The organism is Enterobacter sp. Cy-643, assembly GCF_011752815.1.
GTDB lineage: Bacteria > Pseudomonadota > Gammaproteobacteria > Enterobacterales > Enterobacteriaceae > Cedecea.
In genome coordinates this window covers 1-22,392 of record NZ_VWWV01000007.1, presented here as the reverse complement: position 1 = coordinate 22,392, position 22,392 = coordinate 1, and the positions used below count along the sequence as shown (strand labels likewise).

At 50.1% G+C, this 22,392-nt stretch carries 16 protein-coding genes, 1 tRNA gene and 1 pseudogene; 8 read left to right on the top strand and 10 right to left on the bottom strand.

From position 1 onward, the window contains the following. The first annotated feature begins 41 nt into the window (after positions 1-41). Together lptF and lptG are read left to right on the top strand one after the other, a co-directional pair. Positions 42-1,142, top strand: coding sequence for an LPS export ABC transporter permease LptF (lptF, locus tag F3J29_RS19765; RefSeq protein WP_166868682.1), 1,101 nt, complete (start codon positions 42-44; stop codon positions 1,140-1,142). Continuing rightward, positions 1,143-2,222, top strand: coding sequence for an LPS export ABC transporter permease LptG (gene lptG / locus F3J29_RS19760; protein ID WP_166868681.1), 1,080 nt, complete (start codon positions 1,143-1,145; stop codon positions 2,220-2,222). A gap of 153 nt (positions 2,223-2,375) precedes the next feature. On the opposite strand, the gene F3J29_RS19755 is transcribed toward lptG, so the two are convergent. After that, on the bottom strand, positions 2,376-3,605 hold the full coding sequence (locus F3J29_RS19755) for an amino acid permease (protein ID WP_045784056.1): 1,230 nt from the start codon (positions 3,603-3,605) through the stop codon (positions 2,376-2,378). Positions 3,606-3,677: 72 nt separating this feature from the next. Between F3J29_RS19755 and F3J29_RS19750 the strand changes: the two genes are divergently transcribed. Beyond that, the gene (locus tag F3J29_RS19750; protein WP_166868679.1) at positions 3,678-3,818 is read left to right on the top strand and encodes a hypothetical protein; all 141 of its coding nucleotides are present in this window, start codon (positions 3,678-3,680) and stop codon (positions 3,816-3,818) included. Between the two features lie 66 nt (positions 3,819-3,884). Here the strand turns inward: F3J29_RS19750 and F3J29_RS19745 are convergent, their stop codons facing one another. Then, a complete protein-coding gene (locus tag F3J29_RS19745) occupies positions 3,885-5,387 on the bottom strand; it encodes a helicase HerA-like C-terminal domain-containing protein (protein ID WP_166868677.1) in 1,503 nt (500 codons plus the stop codon). A gap of 136 nt (positions 5,388-5,523) precedes the next feature. On the opposite strand from F3J29_RS19745, the gene F3J29_RS19740 reads away from it, so the two are divergent. Then, positions 5,524-7,164, top strand: a complete 1,641-nt coding sequence (locus F3J29_RS19740) for a dihydroxyacetone kinase subunit DhaK (protein ID WP_166868675.1) — start codon at positions 5,524-5,526, stop codon at positions 7,162-7,164. 32 nt (positions 7,165-7,196) lie between these two features. On the opposite strand, the gene ahr is transcribed toward F3J29_RS19740, so the two are convergent. Beyond that, positions 7,197-8,216: an NADPH-dependent aldehyde reductase Ahr gene (ahr, locus tag F3J29_RS19735; RefSeq protein WP_166868673.1), complete on the bottom strand. Its 1,020-nt coding sequence runs from the start codon at positions 8,214-8,216 to the stop codon at positions 7,197-7,199. A gap of 80 nt (positions 8,217-8,296) precedes the next feature. Further along, entirely contained in the window at positions 8,297-9,355 is a 1,059-nt protein-coding gene (locus F3J29_RS19730) for a Gfo/Idh/MocA family protein (RefSeq protein WP_166868672.1), read from the bottom strand. Between the two features lie 207 nt (positions 9,356-9,562). Between F3J29_RS19730 and F3J29_RS19725 the strand changes: the two genes are divergently transcribed. The 4 genes from F3J29_RS19725 (at position 9,563) to F3J29_RS19710 (ending at position 14,798) form a co-directional block, all read left to right on the top strand. Then, a tRNA-Leu gene (locus tag F3J29_RS19725) sits at positions 9,563-9,647 on the top strand. 188 nt (positions 9,648-9,835) lie between these two features. Further along, positions 9,836-11,089 (top strand): tyrosine-type recombinase/integrase, encoded by a 1,254-nt coding sequence (locus F3J29_RS19720; RefSeq protein WP_166868670.1) that lies wholly within the window; start codon positions 9,836-9,838, stop codon positions 11,087-11,089. A gap of 441 nt (positions 11,090-11,530) precedes the next feature. After that, positions 11,531-12,613 carry an AAA family ATPase gene (locus F3J29_RS19715; RefSeq protein WP_166868668.1) on the top strand — a complete coding sequence of 361 codons (1,083 nt, stop codon included), beginning with the start codon at positions 11,531-11,533 and terminating at the stop codon, positions 12,611-12,613. Next, positions 12,606-14,798, top strand: coding sequence for a S8 family peptidase (locus F3J29_RS19710; protein ID WP_166868666.1), 2,193 nt, complete (start codon positions 12,606-12,608; stop codon positions 14,796-14,798). Before F3J29_RS19715 ends, F3J29_RS19710 begins: the two co-directional genes overlap by 8 nt. 150 nt (positions 14,799-14,948) lie before the next feature. Here the strand turns inward: F3J29_RS19710 and F3J29_RS19705 are convergent, their stop codons facing one another. The 6 genes and pseudogenes from F3J29_RS19705 to F3J29_RS19680 all read right to left on the bottom strand — a co-directional run. Beyond that, on the bottom strand, positions 14,949-16,442 hold the full coding sequence (locus F3J29_RS19705; protein ID WP_166868664.1) for a class I SAM-dependent DNA methyltransferase: 1,494 nt from the start codon (positions 16,440-16,442) through the stop codon (positions 14,949-14,951). Between the two features lie 81 nt (positions 16,443-16,523). Then, entirely contained in the window at positions 16,524-18,065 is a 1,542-nt protein-coding gene (locus tag F3J29_RS19700) for a restriction endonuclease subunit S (RefSeq protein WP_166868662.1), read from the bottom strand. After that, a complete protein-coding gene (locus F3J29_RS19695) occupies positions 18,065-20,872 on the bottom strand; it encodes a type I restriction endonuclease subunit R (protein ID WP_166868660.1) in 2,808 nt (935 codons plus the stop codon). Before F3J29_RS19695 ends, F3J29_RS19700 begins: the two co-directional genes overlap by 1 nt. A 35-nt stretch (positions 20,873-20,907) precedes the next feature. Then, complete coding sequence (locus F3J29_RS19690) at positions 20,908-21,102, bottom strand: helix-turn-helix domain-containing protein (RefSeq protein ID WP_502706573.1); 195 nt, start codon at positions 21,100-21,102, stop codon at positions 20,908-20,910. Between the two features lie 608 nt (positions 21,103-21,710). Then, positions 21,711-22,295 carry an inovirus Gp2 family protein gene (locus F3J29_RS19685; RefSeq protein ID WP_166868656.1) on the bottom strand — a complete coding sequence of 195 codons (585 nt, stop codon included), beginning with the start codon at positions 22,293-22,295 and terminating at the stop codon, positions 21,711-21,713. Next, positions 22,282-22,392 (bottom strand): annotated as a pseudogene (locus F3J29_RS19680) (integrase); the annotation flags it as partial. The pseudogene F3J29_RS19680 and the gene F3J29_RS19685, both read right to left, overlap by 14 nt.

Sequence of the window (22,392 nt, the reverse complement as noted above, 5' to 3'; positions counted from 1 at the left end):
ATTTTCCTGCAAAAAGACTCGTTTCTACAGGCGTATTTAATGTGATTATCATAAAGTATCTGGTTCGGGAGACGCTTAAAAGCCAGCTGGCGATCCTTTTCATCCTGCTGCTGATTTTCTTTGCTCAGAAGCTGGTCAGGATCCTCGGTGCTGCTGCCGACGGCGAAATCCCAACAAATTTGGTGTTATCTTTACTGGGTTTAGGTGTGCCTGAAATGGCGCAGCTAATCCTTCCCCTGAGCCTTTTCCTCGGCTTGCTGATGACGCTCGGCCGCTTGTACACCGAGAGTGAAATCACGGTAATGCATGCCTGCGGTCTGAGTAAAGCAGTACTGGTCAAAGCCGCGATGGTTCTCGCACTCTTCACCGGTATTGTGGCCGCGGTAAACGTGATGTGGCTAAGCCCGTGGTCCGCTCGTCACCAGGACGAAGTGCTGGCTGAAGCCAGATCTAACCCTGGCATGGCCGCCCTGGCGCAAGGGCAGTTCCAGGTCGCGACCAACGGCAGCGCGGTACTGTTTATCGAAAGCGTGCAGGGGAAAGAGTTCAAAGATGTTTTCCTTGCTCAGGTACGTCCGAAGGGCAACACACGGCCCTCCGTTGTGGTCGCGGACTCTGGCCAAATCTTCCAGCGCCAGGACGGCTCGCAAATTGTTAAGCTGAATAGCGGCTCGCGATTTGAGGGAACCTCAACGCTGCGCGATTTCCGTATTACAGATTTTAAAGACTACCAGGCCGTGGTGGGCCATCAGGCGGTGATGCTTGATGCTTCCGATATCAGCCAAATGAGCATGAGCGAACTGTGGAAAAATCCTGAGCCCTCTGCGCGTGCCGAGCTGCACTGGCGCCTGACGCTCATCATGTCGGTGGTGATTATGGCCCTGATGGTGGTCCCGCTGAGCGTGGTGAACCCGCGTCAGGGACGCGTGCTGTCGATGCTTCCAGCCATGCTGCTCTATTTAGTTTTCTTCCTGCTGCAAAGCTCTTTACGTTCCAGCGGGTCAAAGGAAAAGCTGGATCCGATGATTTGGATGTGGGCGGTCAACCTGGCGTATCTGGCGCTGGCGGTTGTCCTGAACCTGTGGGATACGGTACCTATGCGCAAAGTGCGTGCCCGCTTTAGCTATAAAGGAGCGGCTTAAATGTTTGGCGTACTTGACCGTTACATCGGTAAAACCATCCTGAACACCATCATGATGACACTGTTCATGCTGGTGTCGCTGTCGGGGATCATTAAGTTCGTTGACCAGCTGAAGAAAACGGGTCAGGGCTCTTATTCCGCGCTGGGCGCGGGGATGTACACTCTGCTCAGCGTGCCAAAAGATGTTCAGATCTTCTTCCCGATGGCCGCGTTATTAGGCGCGCTACTGGGGCTTGGGATGCTTGCTCAGCGCAGTGAGCTGGTGGTGATGCAGGCTTCCGGCTTTACGCGTATGCAAATCGCTTCCTCGGTAATGAAAACCGCGATTCCGCTGGTTCTGCTGACAATGGCAATCGGCGAGTGGGTTGCGCCGCAGGGCGATCAAATGGCGCGTAATTACCGGGCGCAAATGCTGCTTGGCGGCTCATTGCTGTCCACAACCAACTCCATTTGGGCGAAAGACGGCCATGACTTCGTGTATATCGATCACGTCAACAGCGAGACAGAAATTGCCGGCATCATGATTTACCATTTCAACGGTGAGCGTCGCCTGCTTTCAGTTCGCAATGCCGCGGCGGCGAAGTATGACGCCGAACATAAAGTCTGGCGTCTGTCGCAGGTTGACGAATCAAATCTCTCCGATCCCAGGCAGATTACCGGGTCGCAAACGGTGAGTGGGGAGTGGAAAACTAACCTGACGCCAGACAAACTTGGCGTCGTTGCGCTTGATCCTGACTCGCTGTCGATCAGCGGACTGTATGATTACGTCAAGTACCTGAAAACCAGCGGCCAGGATTCCCGACGCTACCAGCTGAATATGTGGAGCAAGATTTTCGCCCCTGTCTCGGTGGCGGTCATGATGTTAATGGCGCTGTCGTTCATCTTTGGCCCGCTGCGAAGCGTGCCGATGGGCGTGAGGGTGGTGACGGGGATAAGCTTCGGTTTTATCTTCTACGTGCTGGATCAGGTGTTTGGCCCGCTAACGCTGGTGTATAACATTCCACCGATTCTGGGAGCGCTGCTGCCCAGTGTGACCTTCCTGCTGATCAGTCTCTGGATGCTGACGAAAAGAGCGGGATAAGTTTACCCTCACCCTAACCCTCTCCCTAAAAGGGAGAGGGGATCTGACTGATACTATTCTGCTTTTCTTTCATTTGCCTCGAACTGCAGGTCTGACGAGGACACTGTGCTTCTTTCCCCCTCTCCCTTTGGGAGAGGGTCGGGGTGAGGGAAATCAGTGAATAAACATCACCGACACACACAAAATCCCGATAATCAGCGTCAGCAGATTAGCCAGCGAACGCCACGGCTTAAGCGCGGGCACCAGATAGGTCGACAGCGTTGGCATAATAAATAAAATCAATGCGATAAGCGGTCCGCTGATGGCGTAAATCATCGCCAGCGCATTCGGGTTGATATAGCACACCACGAAGGTCAGCAGGGAAATCAGGGTAAGGGACAGCGCCCGGCAGAAAGCCCGGCTCTTGCTCATTCCGGCGGCGCCCAGCGTGGATTTAACAATCGCCGTCGCCCCTTCAATCACCCCGAAATAGGTGCCGAGGAAGGACTTGGACATCGCCACTATCGCCACGATAAAGCCTGAAATGCCCAGCCAGGCGGGCGTGCCCGGCACCATCGACAGTGCGGACAGAATAGTCAGACCCTGCGCCTTCGCCGCCGTAATGTCCTGAGCTGGAATCGACAGGAAACAGCTAAACACGAAGAACAGCACGCTGCAGCAAATCACAAAGTAAGCGACCCGCATGATTTTTTTGCAGTTATTCATCGCGCCTTCGCCGTGGCTTTCGCGCTGCGCTACGGCAAAAGTGGAGATAATGGGCGTGTGGCTGAAGGCAAAAACCATCACCGGAATCGACATCCAGATCTCACCCAGCGCGTGGCGGTCGAGGACTAAGCCCTCGGTTAGCAAGGAAGTCTGCCAGCTGCTGGTTAAATAGAGGGATAAAAACAGGAAGTAGGCAATTAGTGGGAAAACCAGGAACCCCATCACTTTGATGGTGACTTGTCTCCCCATCAGAAAAATCAGGTTCAGCGCCGCGACAACGCCGAGGCTAACCAGGACTCTGATTGTGGTGGTAATTGGCCCATGTTTGGCTAACTGTTCTATGAGCGAGTTGGTAATCGCGACGGCATAAATCAGGATCACCACGAAGAACGCCAGGAAGTAGAGCCCGGTGATCAGGTTGCCGATAGTTTTGCCGTAGTAGTGTGTCACGGCGCTGGTGATGCCGCCGCTGCCTGAGGTTTTTGCCGACAGGATGAACTGACACAGTGCCCGGTGCGGCCAGTAGGTCAGCGGGTAGGCAATCAAGGCCGTAAGAAGCAAAACGATGGCGCCGGCGGAGCCGAGCTGAATAGGGAGAAAAAGGGTTCCTGCGCCAACGGCAGTACCATATAAGGCGAAACTCCACAAAGTTTCTTCTTTTGTCCAGAATTTGCGCATTATTTAATCTTTTCTTCTGACTGATTTCCAAAAACCGGCGTAATCTAGCACAAAACTGGCATGGTGAGTCATATGGCTGTTATTGCAGAGGTTATTACCCTCACCCCGGCCCTCTCCCTGGAAGGGAGAGGGGGAAAGAAAGAAGTACTGGCTCAATTGAACGGGCAGAAAGAGAAAAATCCCCTCTCCCACATGGATAGGCGCAAACGGTAAGGCAGAAAGAGAAAGATCCCCTCTCCCTTGAGGGAGAGGGTCAGGGTGAGGGGGAAATCGCAGAACCTACCGCTTACGTCCCCCCATAATGCTGCCCAGTACGCCGCGAATAATCTGGTTCGTTACCTGCCGGGCCGCACTCTTCGCCATCGTCTGCACCACGCCATCGCGCTTGCCGCCTCGCGGCCCGGTGCTGCCGAACAGAATATCCTTCAGTCCGCCGAGGATCCCGTCATCCACCGCCACGCTCTGGCCTTTGGCCGGCGGCGCATCCTGCTGCTCTCCCGCAGCCTGCACGCCTTTTTGAAGGAGCTCGTAAGCTGACTCCCGGTCAATCACCTCGTCATACTTGCCGTACAGCGGGGAATGATTTAGCAGGCTGTTACGCTCGTCGTCCGTCACCGGCCCCATGCGCGAACAAGGGGCGATCACCATCGCGCGCTCGACCACCGTCGGGCTGCCTTTGGCGTCCAGGAAGGAGATCAGCGCCTCGCCGGTGCCCAGCTCCTGAATAGCCTTTTCGGTATCGAAAGCCGGATTCGCCCGCATGGTCTGCGCCGCCGCTTTCACCGCCTTCTGGTCTTTGGGCGTAAACGCACGCAGAGCGTGCTGGACGCGGTTACCCAACTGGCCAAGCACAATATCGGGCACATCGGCAGGGTTTTGCGTCACGAAGTACACGCCCACGCCTTTGGAGCGGATCAGGCGGATCACCTGCTCGATTTTATCCAGCAGAACCTGCGGAGCATCGTTAAACAGCAGGTGCGCTTCGTCGAAGAAAAACACCAGCTTCGGCTTATCGAGATCGCCCGCTTCCGGCAGCTGCTCGTAAAGCTCAGACAGCATCCACAGCAGGCTGGCGGCGTACAGTTTTGGCATCTGGTAGAGCTTTTCCGCCGACAGAATGTTGATGATCCCTTTACCGTTTGCGTCGGTTCGCATCCAGTCTTTGATATCCAGCATCGGCTCGCCGAAGAAATACTCCGCGCCCTGCTGCTCGAGGGAAAGCAGCCCGCGCTGGATAGCGCCCACGGAAGCACTACTGATATTGCCGTACTGAGTCTGGAAGGATTTGGCGTTGTCGCCGATGTACTGGGTGAGGGCGCGCAGATCCTTAAAGTCCAGCAGCGGCAGGCCCTGGTCGTCAGAAATGCGGAAGATGATTTGCAGCACGCCGCTTTGCACCTCGTTCAGGTTCAACAGCCGCGCCAGCAGCAAAGGCCCGAGATCGCAGACGGTGGCGCGCACCGGATGGCCTTTCTCCCCGAAGATATCCCACAGCACCACCGGGTTGCCGTGCGGCGACCAGTCCGTTACGCCGATATTGGCAAGCCTGGCGAGGAGTTTCTCGGACTCTGTACCTGCTTCGGCCACGCCGGTTAAATCTCCCTTTACGTCGGCCATAAACACCGGCACGCCAATCTCTGAGAAGGATTCAGCCAGCTTTTGTAGCGTCACGGTTTTGCCCGTCCCGGTTGCGCCGGTGATTAATCCGTGGCGGTTCGCCATGTTGGGCAGAATATGCAGTTCGGTCTCTTTGGTTCTGGCAATCAGCAGTGGTTCAGTCATGAGCGTTTCCCTGTGGCAACATTTGTCTAAAGCATAGCCTTCCGCACGAATTGAGCATCAGGATCTTCCCATGTTTACCCCGTCGGCCCGGCAAAGGACTATGCTTGGCAGATCTCTTACACAACCAGGGAAAGCTATGTCCAGATTCTTTTATAACGATCGCAAGCAGTTGGTTAACGATGCCATCGAAGGCGTCATTGTCAGTTCCCGCTACCGCAACCTTGTGCGGCTGGATATCGATCCGGCGATCCGCGTGGTGGCCCGCAGCGACTGGGACAAAAGCAAAGTGGCGATTATCTCCGGCGGCGGCTCTGGCCACGAACCGGCGCACGTCGGCTTCGTCGGCAAAGGGATGCTGACTGCGGCGGTGTGCGGTGACCTGTTTGCTTCCCCGAGCGTGGACGCGGTGCTGAACGCGATTGTCGGCGTCACCGGCGATCGCGGTTGCCTGCTGATCGTCAAAAACTACACCGGGGACAGGCTTAACTTCGGCCTGGCCGCCGAGAAAGCCAAAAAGCACGGCCTCAAGGTCGAGATGGTGATTGTCGGGGACGACATTTCGCTGCCGGATAACAAACAGCCGCGCGGCATCGCCGGCACGGCGCTGGTGCATAAAATTGCGGGCTATGCGGCAGAGCAGGGCAAATCGCTCGGCGACGTGCGGGACATCGCGCAAAAAGCCTGCGACAGCATTGCCAGCATGGGCGTGGCGATGCAAACCTGCAACCTGCCGGGCAGCGGGGAAGAAGAAGGGCGTATTAAAGGCGGCCACGTCGAGCTTGGGCTGGGCATTCACGGCGAGCCGGGTGCCAGCACGGTGGATACGCAAAACAGTAAAGAAGTGATTGCCACGCTGGTGAAGCATCTGCGCAAAGCGACGGGCAAAGACAATGACCTCGCGGTGCTGATCAACAACCTCGGCGGCGTTTCCTCGCTGGAAATGGCGCTGCTGACCAAAGAGCTGATGCATTCGGATCTCGGCTCGCAGATCAAATATCTCATCGGCCCCGCGCCGCTGGTCAGCGCCCTGGACATGAAAGGCTTCTCGCTCTCCGCCATTAAGCTGACCCCGGGCTTTATTCAGGCGCTGGAATTCGAGGTGGAAACCGCGGGCTGGCAGCCGATGGTGAAACACCACCCGATGCCGGAGCAGAAGCAGAGCGCTATCCGTGAAGATCGCGAAGTGAAGCCTTCCGCTAACGACGAAGTGAAAGCCCTGGTGGCGAGCGTGACGAAAACGCTGATCGCCCAGGAAAACCACCTCAACGCGCTGGATGCAAAAGTGGGTGACGGTGACACCGGCTCAACCTTTGCCGAAGGCGCGCGCGACATCGCCAACCTGAATGACAAAGGCAAGCTGCCGCTGAACGATACCGCCGCGCTGCTGGGGCTGGTGGGAGAGCGACTGGCAACCGTGATGGGCGGCTCCAGCGGCGTGCTGATGTCGATCTTCTTCACCGCCGCCGGGCAAAAAGTCAGTGAGAAGCAGCCGCTGGCGGAGTCCCTGCTGTTTGGCCTGGCGCAGATGAAGCGCTACGGTGGCGCGGATCTGGGCGACAGAACGTTAATCGACGCCCTGCAGCCAGCGCTGGAGGCGCTAAGGGATAAAGACCTGAAAGCCGCCGCGAAGGCAGCAGAGAAGGGCGCGGCCGACACGGCGAAGATGCAAAAAGCCAACGCCGGGCGCGCGTCCTATGTGAACCGCGACAACCTCGATGGCGTGAAAGATCCGGGTGCAGTCGCCGTCGCTTCGGTATTTGCGGGGCTGGTGAAGTAACTCACAAGGCTCCCGAGGGAGCCTTTCTTACATCAGAAATCCGCTTTCAACACCACGCGGTAGCGGGCTTTGCCGTCGCGCACGTGCTGGATGGCTTCGTTGATTTTCGACATCGGGTACAGCTCGATCTGCGGCTGAACCTTCGCCCGGCTGACCAGCTTCATCAGCGAACGCAGCTCGTGCGGAGAGCCAGTTGCCGACCCGGAGAGGCTGCGGTCGCCGCCGATCAGCGTGCCGGAGCGAATCTGGAACGGTTTCATCACCGCGCCAACGGTGTGGAACGTGCCGCTGTAGGCCAGCGCTTCGAAATAGGGCTGCCACTCGAGATCAACGCTGACGGTGTTAATGATCAGATCAAACTGACCCGCCAGCGCGGTTAACGCGGCCGGATCGCGGCTGTTCACCACTTTATCTGCACCCATCGCCAGTACTTCTTCTTTTTTGGACGGGTTAGAGCTGAACGCCGTCACCTCGCAGCCCATAGCATGCAGCAGTTTGATAGCGATATGCCCGAGGCCGCCGATGCCGATCACGCCCACGCGGCTGGTGGCGGTGATGTGGTGCATCAGCAGCGGTTTAAACACCGTGATGCCGCCGCACAGCAGCGGCCCGGCAGATTCGATATCAATAGAATCCGGCAGCGGGATTACCCATTGCCAGTCCGCGCGAATTTTGTCGGCAAAGCCGCCGTGGTTTACGATGGTCGGGACGCTGCCTGCCTGGCAGTTTATCTGGCTGCCGCTGATACACGCATCGCAGTGGCCACAGCTTCTGGCTGTCCAGCCGATGCCCACGCGTTGGCCGACTTTTAGCCCTTTGTTCTGTGCCGCCGATCCCAGCGCGTGCACGCGACCAATCACCTCATGCCCGGCGACCAGCGGATACTGCGAGAACCCCCATTCGTTGTCGATCATCGACAGATCCGAGTGGCAGATGCCGCAGTACTCGACCTTAACCTCGACATCTTCCGGCAGCAGATCGCCCGCGTCGAAATCCTGAAGCGCCAGCTCCGCACCGGCCTTTGGCGCCGCATAACTTTTGATAACAGACATCGCTCTTCCTCCATATTGGCTCTGCAACCAGTGTAGAACATTGGGCGGGGGAGCGACCTGGTGGAATGTGCCCGGGAGGGTTACAGCGTTACCCAGCCGCCGCCCTGTTCCGCCGAAGCGTAGAGCGCGGCGACGATCTGCTGCACGACATAACCCTGTTCGGCATTGGCCACCATACTCGGTTCACCCTGAACGTGGCGCACAAAGCTTTCCATGGCGTGGAAATGGCGGCGATCGTCGGCGGCCTCGCGGCGATGGATCGTTTCCAGTCTGCCATCACGGTCGTGGTAAATATGCGCCGGGAACAGCGTGGCACCGGCGCGTTCGCCGCAGAACTCGACGTTCATTTGCGAGGTTTCTTCCACGTTGAGAATAAAAGAGGTGTCCAAACGTAGAATAGCGCCGCCTTCGAACTCGACCACGCCGAACAGCGCGTCTTCTACCGTATAAAGCGCCGGATCCCACTCGCCAAACTGGCCGCTGTTTTTCGTGTTGCCCAGCCTGCGGAAGCTGTGGGCCATCACCCGTGTGACTTTGGGGAAGCCGAGCACGTACAGCGCAGCGTCCAGCATATGAATGCCGAGATCGATCAGCGGGCCGCCGCCCTGCGAATCCTTGCTGATGAAATTCCCCCAAGAAGGCACGCCGCTGCGGCGCAGGGCTTTGGCCGTGGTGACATAGACATCCCCCAGCGCCCCGGCCTGAACTTGCTCGCGCAGCAGGGCGCTGTCCAGTGCAAAGCGATGGTGAAAGTTGTAGGCCAATACCCGATTAGCCTTTTTCGCCGCCCGCCGCATCTCGTCGGCCTGTGCCACCGTCATCGCCGGCGGCTTCTCGCACAACACATGGCAACCCGCCTCCAGCGCCTGCATCACGTGATCGTAGTGCAGAATGTTAGGCGAACAAACGCTGACAATCTCCGGCTTCGCCTCACGCAGCATCTGCCCGACATCGTCATACGCCGCCGGGATGCCGAGTTTAGCCGCAAATGCCTGAGTACGCGCCAGATCGCGCCCGCAGGCCGCCACCAAAGCCAGAGAAGGATTAGTCGCATAGTAAGCCGCGTGCACGTTCTCAGCGATCTGCCCCGGCCCGATGATGGCGACTCGCATGGGGGACGTGGTGTTTGGGTTGGGCATGAGGAGCTCCGTTGCATGGCCAGGCTGAAAGCAAATCACATCGCAAACGAGCGGGGATGTAAACCGCAGAGTTGTTCATAGAGGGGTCAGGGAGCAAAACTACAGGCCGCTGAAAAATTCAGCACTTAACGCCACTTACGCATAGCGCCGCTTGCAAGGCCGCCAGCGACAGGTATAATCCACAACGTTTCCGCATACCCCTTCAGTGCCGAAGTGGCGAAATCGGTAGACGCAGTTGATTCAAAATCAACCGTAGAGATACGTGCCGGTTCGAGTCCGGCCTTCGGCACCATCGGAACATCAATAGACGTCAACGGACGTCTTTTTTTGTGTCTGAAATCCAGTATCCGCAAGGCCTTCCGCGATTTTCCACTCAACCTGATTCAATCTACATCAACTTACTGATGCGAGTACAACTGCGGGTATATCCCGGTTCGATAATGTTTGTACCCACATAGAACCCTTGAAAGGATATTCATCATGGCTCTGAGTGATGTGAAGGTTCGTTCGGCTAAGTCTGAAGCAAAAGCCTATAAACTGACTGACGGTGATGGCATGGTTTTGCTGGTTCACCCCAACGGCTCCAAATACTGGCGGCTACGTTATCGCTTCGGTGGTAAAGAGAAAATGCTGGCGCTGGGGAAATACCCCGAAGTCTCGCTGGCGGATGCCAGAGCACGCCGGGATGAGGCTCGTAAGCTGTTAGCTAATGGTGTCGATCCCAGTGAGAACAAGAAAGCCGGTAAGGTAGAGCAGGAGCAAGAGGCGATAACGTTTGAAGTGGTCGCCAGAGACTGGCATGCCAGCAATCAGAAATGGTCTGCATCGCATAGCGCTCGTGTATTAAAAAGCCTGGAAGATAATCTCTTTGCTGCTATTGGTAAGAGGAATATTGCGGAGCTTAAGACTCGGGATCTTCTTGTACCCATCAAAGCGGTGGAGTCATCCGGGCGTCTTGAAGTCGCTGCTCGTTTACAGCAGCGTACTACCGCGATTATGCGCTTTGCTGTGCAGAGCGGCTTAATCGATTATAACCCCGCGCAGGAGATTGCTGGTGCGGTTGCTACGGCGAAAAGACAGCACCGTGCTGCCCTGGAACTTAATCGCATTCCTGAATTGCTTCACCGCATCGATCACTATTCTGGCAGGCCGTTAACCCGACTGGCGATTGAACTGACTTTGTTGGTTTTCATCCGTTCAAGCGAGCTGCGTTTTGCCCGCTGGTCAGAAGTAGATTTTGAAACAGCCATGTGGACAATTCCGGGTGAGCGTGAACCGCTTGAAGGCGTTAAACATTCTCAGCGTGGTTCAAAGATGCGGACTCCTCATCTTGTTCCTTTGTCGCGGCAAGCCTTAACTATTCTGGAAAAGATTAAAAGCATGAATGGGAATCGAGAGCTGATTTTCGTAGGCGATCACGATCCGCTTAAGCCTATGAGTGAGAACACGGTTAATAAGGCGCTGCGGGTGATGGGCTACGATACAAAAACGGAAGTGTGCGGACACGGTTTCAGAACGATGGCGTGTAGCTCTTTGATTGAATCAGGCTTGTGGTCGAGGGATGCGGTAGAGCGGCAGATGAGTCATCAGGAGCGAAACTCTGAGCGTGCGGCTTACATTCATAAGGCCGAGCATTTGGGGGAGAGAAGGTTGATGTTGCAGTGGTGGGCGGATTTTCTGGATATGAATAGGGAGAAGGGAGTAAACCCATTTGATTTTGCAAAACATTGTTGAAAATTAGGGATATGGTTTCATGTCTTAACTAGAGGTCTTTTACATATAGAAGGTCTTTGACCTGCTCCCCGTTGATGATAATGACACTTACTTTGATTATTGATGCGTCAGTAGTGCATGTCTATACATCATTAGTATGCTTGATCGTTTGAGGATGTTTTAGCTTAAGGCCCGCCAGCAATCGCGGGCCTTTGCTTATGTCATTCAGGCGCATGCAAACCGCTGCGTAAAGCGGGCAGGCGTGGCGGGAATACGAGCGAGCGCTGATGGCAGTAATTACGTGTTATTTTTACATCATTCTCATTGTATGTGTGATGTGGTTCGGTTTTTGGCCAAACTGGTTCGATTGTTCGGTTTTTTGGCTCTGATTGGGCTGCTATTTAGCATTATTGGTGTATGATTGTTTTTATTGTGGTTGGTGTTTGCCGTGAAGGTGGTTGAATGATTAATGTTACGAATGAAATGCTCATTGATGTAGTCAGTGATGCGCTTGCAGGGAAAAGGGAAAGCCTTCTCATGCGACTGAGAGTTATGGCAAAAAAACTCAAGAAAGAATCTCCAGAGTTAGCTAACAAACTGGAAAGCTTGCTGCTGCATACCAGTGGTGCCGTCGCTGTTGAGCGCGCCCAGCCACTTATACCTAAAGCCGCTCCTGTTGATGCTGACAGTAGGCAAAAGTTGTTAGTTGAAACTTATCCTGTGGTTATTGATGTAGAACCAGTCTGGCCTAGCAAAACTGATGTGCAATTAAATCGGTTTGTGATCGAATGGGAAATGAAAGAACGTCTTTATAAAGAGGGGCTTCACCCTTCTAGGTCTCTTCTCATGGGAGGGCCTCCTGGAGTTGGGAAGACATTAGCTGCAAAATGGTTGGCTTGTAAGCTTGATATGCCTCTTCTTACACTTGATCTTGCGAGTGTAATGAGCAGCTATTTAGGTAAAACGGGGAATAACATAAAAGCGGTTCTTAATTATGCTTCGTCATTTCCATGTGTGCTGCTACTTGATGAATTTGATGCAATTGCTAAGAAAAGAGATGATGCAACAGATGTTGGAGAGCTCAAGCGATTAGTTACTGTGCTCTTACAAGCTATTGATGAGTGGCCTAATACTTCTGTACTAATTGCTGCTACAAACCATTCAGAATTACTCGATCCAGCGGCTTGGAGACGATTTGATAGAGTGATTGATTTTGACTATCCAACAAAAGACCTAATCAAAAGATATTTAATGTCTAAAGATATTGGTGATGATTTGGCTGAGTATATTTCGGCTAGATTGGATAAGGTTTCTTACGCTGTAATTGAAAGAGCGATTAACCAAGCGAAACGTAATTCTATTATAGAAAACTCGCCTTTAAGTTCATCGTTGATAGATGAGTTATTAGAAGGTGAGTCTATTGAAGATGTTATTAGAACAATGTTAGCTGAAGATGTTTCACAAAGGAAAATTTCACGTGACCTAGGTATACCTAGAACTCAGGTCAGTAAATTTGTGAAGGCAGAGGACGAAGGAAATGAATGATAAAAATATGTTGCTAGGATATGGGGAAACTCTTACTGGTTCAATTAAATTGAACCGTGGAGGTGGTAGTAAGAATAAACCTTATACCTACTCTGAAAATAAACCTGTTATATCCGAACAGTTGAGTGATTTGATTGCTGAAATCAATAAAATTCCGATTTCAGCAATGCCGGAAGGCAAGGCTGTGGCAAAATTTGTATTACACCCAACATTTCTGGCTAAAAGCTATTTTCCTGTAGGGCTGCTGGACCGGTTTTCTCTCGGTAGCATCGGTAGTAAAGCTATTAAAATTAAGCCTAGAAAGGATATCAAGAAGAAAGGGCGAAAAGACGAGTATACTACGGCCTGTATTTATGTTTCCGGTAAGCAGGAAAATTTTCAGCAATTCCTTGATGCTGTCAATAAAGATGCATTAACGAAGGGACAGCAGGATGACTTTATTACGCTGGAAAGCATTTCAATGCTTGAAGTATCAGATAAAGTAAAAGCAATCAATGGTTATGAAGTGATGAGCATTGAGGTGGCACTGCATACACCAGAAAATACTTCAGGCGTAATTGATACTTTTGAATCCTTTGCTTTGCAAAATGGTGCAGTCATTGATACAGCAAGAAGCATAAAGGTTAAAGGCTTAACCTTTATGCCAATTAAAGCAAGTAAAGATGTTGCTTTGAAACTTGCGGAGTTTTCTTTCCTTAGAACGTTAAGAGAACTTCCAGAATTAAGATTGAGTGAACCAGTTATCGCACGCTCTGTGGAACAAACATCCCATCTTAGTTTGCCGAATGAAGGGGCTGTAAACCAAAATTTGAAGGTGGCTATATTTGACGGCGGCCTTGGGGTAGATGATTTCAGCCCGTGGGTTACTGAGTACACCTTTAATGGTAACTCTGCCACAAGTGCTAAGTTACTCTCCCATGGGCAGGATGTAACGTCTACCGTTCTATTTGGTGTTTTGGGTACGGAAACCGAAAAATTGACAGTGCCCTTTTGTAATATTGATCATTATCGTGTTTTGGACTCCAATGTAAATAATTCGGATGTTGATCTTTTTGATGTTCTGATACGAATTAAAAGTGTTTTAGAAAAGAATCATTATGATTATGTGAATTTAAGCTTAGGGCCAAGATTACCCGTAGATGATGATGATGTTCATGTGTGGACTTCTACGCTTGAGGAAATTCTTGCAACTGGTGAAACGCTTTGCACTATCGCAGTAGGAAATGATGGTCATCTCCCTGCGCAATTGAACAGAATCCAGCCTCCAGCAGACTTAGTTAATGGTTTGTCTGTCGGTGCGGCGACATCTTTATCTGATGACTGGGAGCGTTGCTCTTACAGTTGCATAGGTCCTGGGCGAAGCCCCGGCTTTGTAAAGCCTGATGGGGTCGCATTTGGCGGGAATGAGGATGAACCTTTTCAGGTATACAGTCCAATGCTTAATGGGCTTGCCAGCACTGCCGGAACGAGTTTTTCAGCACCGTTGGTGTTGCGACAGGCGATAGCGTTAAGTTCATCACTGCAATACAACATCACACCTCTGACTGCTAAGGCGCTCCTTATACATCATGCTGAATGTAAAAAACTTAATCGTCACGAGGTAGGTTGGGGCCGTTTCCCTCATGATCTGAGTCAAGTGATATTCTGCGGGGATGATGAGGTAAAAGTTATCTATCAAGGAAAACTGAAGCCATCCCAACACATGCGAGCGCTTATTCCTGTTCCTGAAGTTCTGATGAAAGGTCGTGTGAATTTGAGGGCAACATTCTGCTTCTCAAGTCCAGTAGATGCTGAACACCCTTTAAACTACACCAGAAGTGGATTGGAAGTGACCATGCGTAAAGGCATTTCGGATAGCGATGGACTCACGTTCCCTCTTTTCAACCTGAAAAATGTTTATGCTGATGAAAATGAGCAGCGCATTGATGCCCATAAATGGGAGACGACGTTAAGAAGTGAACATACCTTTAAAGAAGGTGAGTTAACTAATCCTTGCTTTGACATCGCTTATTATGGTCGCGATTGCGGGATGCCTGTTGATGTGGATGAGTTGGATGAATTACCTTATGTTCTTATTGTAACTTTATCCGCTGAGGAAATGCCTGATTTATATAACCTGATAAGGCAAAAATATCAGACATTGCAGCCTATTCAGGTTCAGCAGCAAATTATTTTGCGTGCTTAATGTAAAAGGGGCTTATGCCCCTCTTTTTTTATGCTGATTATTTTAAATCTATACGATGAAATTATGCGATTGTCGATCCGACTCACAATTTTGTAAGTGTGGATCGTTTCAGGCAGGATACTAGCAGTATCCTGCACAAGAAATTAATATTTATGTGGATTGTTTAGATAGGCCACTAAGCACTTCTCGGAAACTGTTTAATCCAGCCTCAAGGTTTTCTATGATTCCTTCCGCGAGTTCATCCGGTTCTGGCAGGTTATCAAGATCGGTTAAACTTTTATCTTTTAACCAGAAAATATCCAAACTAGTTTTGTCACGTGCAAGCAACTCCTCGACACTATATTTACGCCAGCGGCCTTCTTGGTTCTTCTCTGGATGCCAAGTCTCTTTGCGGCTTGTTGGATTTTTAGGGTTGTAGCATTCAATAAAGTCGGCTAAATCCTCAAAGCGCATTGGCTTTTTCTTCAACGTGTGATGGATATTTGTTCGGTAATCATAAAACCATACTTCTTTAGTCCATGCCTTTGGGCTGGCTGGCTGGTTATCGAAAAACAGTACGTTTGCCTTGACGCCCTGTGCGTAAAAAATGCCGGTGGGTAAACGTAGAATAGTATGCAGGGTTGTGTTTTCTAAAAGCTTCTTGCGAATCTTTTCTCCTGCTCCTCCCTCAAACAGCACATTATCCGGAACAACTATCGCTGCCTTGCCGGTAGTTTTTAGCATGCTGCGAATATGCTGAACGAAGTTGAGCTGCTTATTTGAAGTATCGGCCCAAAAATCTTGCCGATTATAGGTTAGTTCATCTGTTTCCTGCTCGCCTTCCTCATTGGTGAAGCTCATTGAGCTTTTCTTTCCAAACGGTGGATTAGCGAGTACATAATCCACGCTAACAGGGCTTGCCGCGATTAGCGCGTCATTGGGAGATACCAGACTATCGCCATCAATTTCGCCAATGTTGTGCAGGAACATATTCATTAAACACAGTCGACGGGTATTGGCGACGATTTCGTTACCATAGAAGGTGCAGTGTTTCAGAAAGTACTTTTGCTCTTTATCGAGACAGGTGTTTTCTGGATTTGTGAGAAAGTCATAGGCAGCGAGGAAAAATCCGCCCGTACCGCATGAAGGGTCGGCGATGGTTTTTCCAGGTTCTGGCCGAACGCACTCTACCATGGCGCGGATCAATGCCCTCGGTGTAAAATACTGGCCCGCGCCAGACTTGGTATCTTCTGCATTTTTTTCCAGTAACCCTTCATAGATGTCCCCCTTAACATCTGCACCCAACATAATCCACTGGGTGCTATCGATCATATCGATAAGGCGGTATAACTTGGCCGGGTCTTGAATCTTGTTTTGCGCTTTGGTGAAAATCTGGCCTAGTATACCTTTATGCTTGCCTAATTCACGTAGTAGCTCTACGTAAAGCACCTCAAGCTCCGCACCTTTCTTACTGGTGAGAGCCTGCCAGTTATACTTTGCAGGAATACCCACATCACGAAAATAGGGCGATTTGGAGTACTCATCGGCCATCTTTAGGAAGATCAGATATGTAAGCTGTTCAAGATAGTCGCCATAACCCACCCCGTCGTCGCGCAGGGTAGTACAGAAGCTCCAAACTCTGGAAATGATGGTTGATGTGTTCACTGTTACAAAGTCCTAACTTGATAAATGGATAGAAAGCGCAACAATATAGCTTTCATATAAAATTGATTTGTAGCGCGTCGTCTAATGCCCTAACGTTGAACGTGTTTTCCTTGTCTTTTGGGGTCTACACGGGCTGGTGATATGTTTTTCAGCCTGAATGCGTGCTAGTAGTTCACTAGCAGGCTCATCGTTTGAATTTTGTGATACCAACTGGCCGGAGAAGGCTTTTTTCAGGATAGATAGGCGTAGTTTTTTAGCTTTAGCTAATTGAATATTTAATTCATTATCTAAGCTTTCGACAAAAGACAGTTTTTCGGATAGTAATTGTACTATTACGATCTGCTCTTGGATGGAGCAGAGAGGAAATTGAATGCTTGCTACCCGGTTTTTATTCAGCGCTTTTTGATTGTTGCCAGAGCCTACTCGTCGTGTCTGTTCATACTGATACTGGAGAAAGTAATAAATATATTCAGGTTGCAGATCAATCTCTGATACTCTAATTGCGGCAGTGTTTTGATTGTGCGCAGCCGGAACTCGAAGAATAGCGGCTTGTCCTCTCGTTTTCCCTTCTCCAATCATTGCTAACAAAACGGTTCCTTCTTGGTGTATTTCCGTTGAGGTATTCTCGTATCCTTCAGCAGTTATAGTCTCAGCAGTTTTGTTGATTTCGCAGAAAGCTACTTCGCCACTACTTACCCAAAAAATATCGCCATTCCAGAATTCATTTTTTGTCCGACTTGGGGTTGAGCCAACATGAACTGAAAAAACATGTCCCATAAGCATAGATTTCCATGTTTCAGGAATATCGAAAACTAGCTCGGAGCCAAGACCTACCTCACCTTGTTTTACAAATTCTTTCGGCTTAACGGGTTTCTTACCGTCTTTGTCATTAGCTTCCCACTCTTTTACCGCAGTTTCCCAGTCTTCCAGTTGTTGTTGGAAGCGGACTTCGCGCTCTTGCTGGATACGGGTGATAAGTTGATCAGGGGATTCAAGCTTATCGGCATTTTCTTCACGCCACTTCGCTGTAAGCTTGCCTTGAAAGGCGTGTTTTAGCACGGATTGACGGTAGATTTTGAGTTGTTCGCGGACAGTTTTCAGAGTGGCAATGCCATTATCCAGCTCGGAGAAGAGCTCTTCGATTTTGGCAACGATGCGTTTTTGTTCGTTGATTGGTGGGATCGCAAATTTTAAATCATCCACAAAGGTTTTTGTAATTGCACTAAATGTGGATCCTGTTCCTTCTCCTGAAAGGTTTGGCTCAATGCTGCGAAATAGTAAAAGAATAAACTTAGGATCCATTCCTCCCATTGGGTGAATAGCTGCCAAGCCTCTACCAATACAACAACGTATATTAGCTAGATTTGTTGGCCCTACTGGTGCTCTTACTGAAAGTAAGGTAGCTCCTTCATCCGCAATTTTGTTTGGTACCGAACAATACTTACTTATTGTAGGGTATATTGTACCAAATTCAGCTTTTCCTTGAAAAAAAGGCAACCCAATACCATCGAAATTGTAAGTTTCTGATGACGGTGACTGACCCATAACAATATGAGTAAATTCAGGAAGTTCTGATATGATCCATTGATTAGGAAGTTCGTTTTTACCTAGATTGATCGCCATTACGCTACCAACTCCCTATTTAGTTCCTCAATCACCCAGTCCATCTTGTCACCAAAATTCTGATACATACCCATCAAACCACCTTGGGCATCAAAGGGGGTCATATCCAGATCATCACGTTCGAAGTGAAAAGAGTTAGCGATATGGTCGCGAATGGCATGAAGCCATTGCATTTGCTGTTCATTAAATTTCTCTGAGTTACCTGAGTGGTACTTCATAATCCAATCCTGAAAGTTCTTTCTTACGGTGTTCCCAAAGGACGTGATATTGCTATCGATTCCGCACACCCGGCGAACCAGTGCCACTAAAGCGGTGAGTTCGGACAGAGGGTTTTCACCTTGATAGTTATCCAAATGGGCGTAAGCATGCCAAATACGTAATGGTGCCAGCTTAGGGCGCTCCTGCTTGAGTTTTTCTAGGAGAGTTTTTATTTGTAAGTAAGTCACTTCAGACCTACGTGCAGGTGTATGGAAGTAGATGGCGAGTGCATCGATCTCGTCGACTTGCTCTTGCAGATAGTCGGCAAATTCCTGGGTGAGCACCATTGCGTTTTCGGTAGTTTCTCCATCCCATTCGGCTTTGAGTATCGTGTCAAGATCATCATGCACGATGGTTTGTTCTTTGTCGCGACGGATAGAATCGATCAGCTCAATCAATTCCCCGTTAAACACGTTTGCCACTTGGCCGACCAACTGTTGCTGAGCTTTGTTACGGGCATAGTCACCAGGGTCGGTATCAACCGGCTGGCCGACGATTTCCAAGGCTTTTTGCTCTACGCGGTCACCATCAATGGCGTTAAAGAGTTCGCCAACAATAGAAAGTAGAGAAATGCCACCGGCTTTTTCAGCAATACGGGCACGTTCTTTGTCATCAAGTTGTTTGTCTAATCGCGCCAGGCGTCCGGCTAGTGATGATACGGTATCAATATCGCTTGCGCCCATCATAACTCCCATGGCCAAGTCTTTAAGCGGCACGCTAGGTTTGGTGATCAGAGGTTGGCTTGTTGTCTTAACCGACTTGGTGACGCCTATAGCATCGACAATCACATAGTGTGTTTTAGCACTCTGCGCGGATGGAGTGACTTTTTGCAGACTGTCTTTATCTAGTGTACGGGTACCGCGCCCCTTCATTTGTTCAAAGTAGTTTTTGCTTTTTACATCACGCATAAACAGCAAACATTCCAGCGCCTTCACGTCGGTGCCGGTAGCAATCATATCGACGGTAACCGCAATACGTGGGTAATAGTCATTGCGGAACTGAGCGAGTACGGATTTAGGATCTTCACCTTTTTCAATCACTTTGCCTTCTGCATCGGTTTTATCATTGACGACACGGTAGGTGACTTTTTTACAGAACAGGTTACTTTCGCCAAACTCTTCGCGCACGGTTTGAATGATGTCATCAGCATGGCTGTCAGTTTTGGCAAAGATAAGTGTTTTGGGCACTTCTTGACGACCGGGAAAGATAGTCGGCAGTGAATCTTTGAAAGTACGGATTACAGTGCGAATTTGGTCCGGATTCACGATGTTGCGGTCGAGTTGCTTTGCAGTGTAGGCCTCGTCCTGATCCTGTTGCTCCCAGCGCTTGCGGCGGGTAGTTCGCTCGCGGCGCTCCACCTGCTGCTTCGCTTCAATCTTTCCGCCTTGCTTGGTCTTTTCGGTTTCAATAACAAAGATTTCATTACCGACGTTAACACCATCGGCCACGGCTTTTTCGTGGTTATACTCGCTGACAACATTCTTGCGGAAGAAGCCGTAGGTGCGATTGTCCGGCGTGGCGGTTAGACCAAGTAGGTAAGCATCAAAATACTCCAGTACCTGCCGCCACAGGTTGTAAATTGAGCGATGACATTCATCTATAATGATCACATCGAAAAACTCGGGCGGTATCTTTTCGTTATACACCACTGGTAGTGGTTCTTTTGGCTTGATGAAATGCTCCGCTGGGTTTTGCTCCTCAAGAGATTCGTCCAACGCCTCATCTTTTAAAATGGAGTACATACGTTGGATGGTACTGATACAAACCTGTGCATCTTTTGCGATGTATTGATTTTTCAATCGCTGAACTGTGTATAGTTCGGTGAATTTTCGGTTATCGTCGTTTGGTACGAAGGCCATGAATTCTTGTTCGGCCTGTTCCCCAAGGTTTTTGGTATCCACCAGAAATAGAATGCGATTAGCATTCACGGGCTCTCGTAGCAGGCGATAACTGGCCGTAATCGCAGTAAAGGTCTTTCCGGAGCCAGTGGCCATCTGCACCAGCGCACGGGGCTTGTCTTGTTTGAAGGACTTTTCTAAGTTGGTGATGGCCGTAATCTGGCAATCACGCAGACCTTCTTTAATCAATGGCGGGAAATCCTGCAAACGACCTCGTAGGCTTTTAGACTCTTTGATCCACTTGGCGAGGGTTTCCGGGCGGTGGAAGCTAAACACTTCGCGGGAGCGTGGATGTGGATCTAAACCATCAGTAAAGCGTGTAATAACGCCAGTGCTTTCATAAGCAAAGCGCAAAGGTTGTCTGTTTTTTACCCATTTCAAGGTTGCGTTAGCATATCCTTGTGACTGATCCTCAACCGTGGTGATCTTTTCACCCCAAGTTTCAGGTTTGGCTTCAATCACACCCACTGCTTGCCTATCAACAAACAGCACATAATCGGCAGGTCCTACGTCGGTTTGATACTCGCGCACTGCAACACCAGTTGAAGCGGCAAAATTGATCTTCTTCTTGTCTTGTACTACCCATCCCGCTTGCGCGAGCATTATGTCTATTTGGTCGCGAGCTTTTTGTTCCGGATTTTGATTGACCATGCTTCAAGTCCCTGCCTACTGGTTGCGTTGTGCACTTAAAATTTGTTGGCTGTCGGCGTCGCACGTTCTAGCCGTTCACTAATGCCGCGGCCGAATAGTTCACACAATTTATCGAGCGCTTCCAGATCCACTCTCTGTGCTGTCTCTTTGTAGAGCAAAGTCACCGTCGTGCGGCTGAGTCCTTTCTCTCTGACAACGTCTGCAATTCGCATCTTGCGTTCACCCTTCATACGAGCAAGATGGCAGTGGACCATGACGATGACTTTTGTTGGTTCTTATGACAAAAACAATGCTCAGGAAGCGTATCACAGGCTTGGAACTGACGTAACTTTTTGCTATTTGAAGTCGAGTTTTGTTGACTAAACTGAGCGTTAGGAGCTTTGAATTTTACCCTTCATCCAAATGATTAATACACCGGATATATTAGCAGGACGAAGCACACGATACTCTTTCTTACTAATTGTCCTGCCTGCAAAATAACCCGCACCAGTCAACACGACGCTGGCTGGACACTTACACTATTTCTGACATGAAGCCGGCCGGTTTGAGGGGCATGATGCCTGCTATGAGCTGACAAGCTATCTGAGCCAAAGATCCGCTGTGAGCGAAAAGCGGAAGTCAGCTGTGCTTGTCAGTGTTGATAGATGGTTACTTTTGATTCCGAGTGATGATTGAGGGGAGCAGACCATTTAGGGCGGGGAGGACGTCAATTAGCCGTCCTGACAACCTGTCATGCCTCATCCGAATAACGGCTGATGAAATGGCGTTGTGGTAATGAGACCACCTTTCCTCTAAGCACACACCATGGCCGTTAACACCCTGACCAGCCCCTGTTCGATCAAGACTGGCTACAGCCAAATGACCGTTCCTCACTGCTGTATACTTTCGTACGTTCCTTTGCCAGGTAGCTAAGGCGGTACATTAAACTGTTATATGACTCAGAGTAGGCTGGAGGATTATTGATATTCAGGTGATAACAGGGTTTATCAGGAAAGTGAATCAGCGTTAAATATTCAGAAGCTAAAGGTAGCTTTAAAGCGCTCAACCATGCAGCTTGAATCATAGAGGCCACGTTATAATCGTTCCCCGTATAATCACCGAGACCGAGAAAGGCATCCTTATTGAGGAATAACACCACATGCCAGTGTGGTTTATCAGTTTTATCTTTATCAATTTCTTTAACCCAGGCGTAGCGTAAATGGCACGGATAGACTCTCATGCCATTTTTAATTTTGTTCTTCAGGAATATCTGTATACGGACATCAAGTGCTTCAATAAAACGGGACATGAGTCCTTTATTCATATCGATAATGCAAGAAATGCTATCACCGGTATCTTTATAATCGGGTACATGAAGGTCAACACGAATGGCTGTTGTTCTTGGATGTTCACGTGTAAGTACACCCGTTTTAGTTCCACGCACTTTTTGAGATTTCCGGGTTTTCAGTTATCAGCCGGTATTCTTCCGGCGTCAGGTTATTCAGGGATTCATGAGGGCGCTCGTTGTTATATTCAGCCAG

Excerpts from the sequence above, each read along its gene's own strand:
- F3J29_RS19715 (WP_166868668.1), top strand. The coding sequence starts at position 11,531 with ATGATTAATGTTACGAATGAAATGCTCATTGATGTAGTCAGTGATGCG.
- F3J29_RS19730 (WP_166868672.1), bottom strand. The coding sequence starts at position 9,355 with ATGCCCAACCCAAACACCACGTCCCCCATGCGAGTCGCCATCATCGGG.
- F3J29_RS19710 (WP_166868666.1), top strand. The coding sequence starts at position 12,606 with ATGAATGATAAAAATATGTTGCTAGGATATGGGGAAACTCTTACTGGT.
- ahr (WP_166868673.1), bottom strand. The coding sequence starts at position 8,216 with ATGTCTGTTATCAAAAGTTATGCGGCGCCAAAGGCCGGTGCGGAGCTG.
- F3J29_RS19750 (WP_166868679.1), top strand. The coding sequence starts at position 3,678 with ATGGCTGTTATTGCAGAGGTTATTACCCTCACCCCGGCCCTCTCCCTG.
- F3J29_RS19700 (WP_166868662.1), bottom strand. The coding sequence starts at position 18,065 with ATGGCGATCAATCTAGGTAAAAACGAACTTCCTAATCAATGGATCATA.
- F3J29_RS19690 (WP_502706573.1), bottom strand. The coding sequence starts at position 21,102 with ATGAAGGGTGAACGCAAGATGCGAATTGCAGACGTTGTCAGAGAGAAA.
- F3J29_RS19745 (WP_166868677.1), bottom strand. The coding sequence starts at position 5,387 with ATGACTGAACCACTGCTGATTGCCAGAACCAAAGAGACCGAACTGCAT.
- lptG (WP_166868681.1), top strand. The coding sequence starts at position 1,143 with ATGTTTGGCGTACTTGACCGTTACATCGGTAAAACCATCCTGAACACC.
- F3J29_RS19695 (WP_166868660.1), bottom strand. The coding sequence starts at position 20,872 with ATGGTCAATCAAAATCCGGAACAAAAAGCTCGCGACCAAATAGACATA.
- F3J29_RS19740 (WP_166868675.1), top strand. The coding sequence starts at position 5,524 with ATGTCCAGATTCTTTTATAACGATCGCAAGCAGTTGGTTAACGATGCC.
- F3J29_RS19755 (WP_045784056.1), bottom strand. The coding sequence starts at position 3,605 with ATGCGCAAATTCTGGACAAAAGAAGAAACTTTGTGGAGTTTCGCCTTA.
- F3J29_RS19720 (WP_166868670.1), top strand. The coding sequence starts at position 9,836 with ATGGCTCTGAGTGATGTGAAGGTTCGTTCGGCTAAGTCTGAAGCAAAA.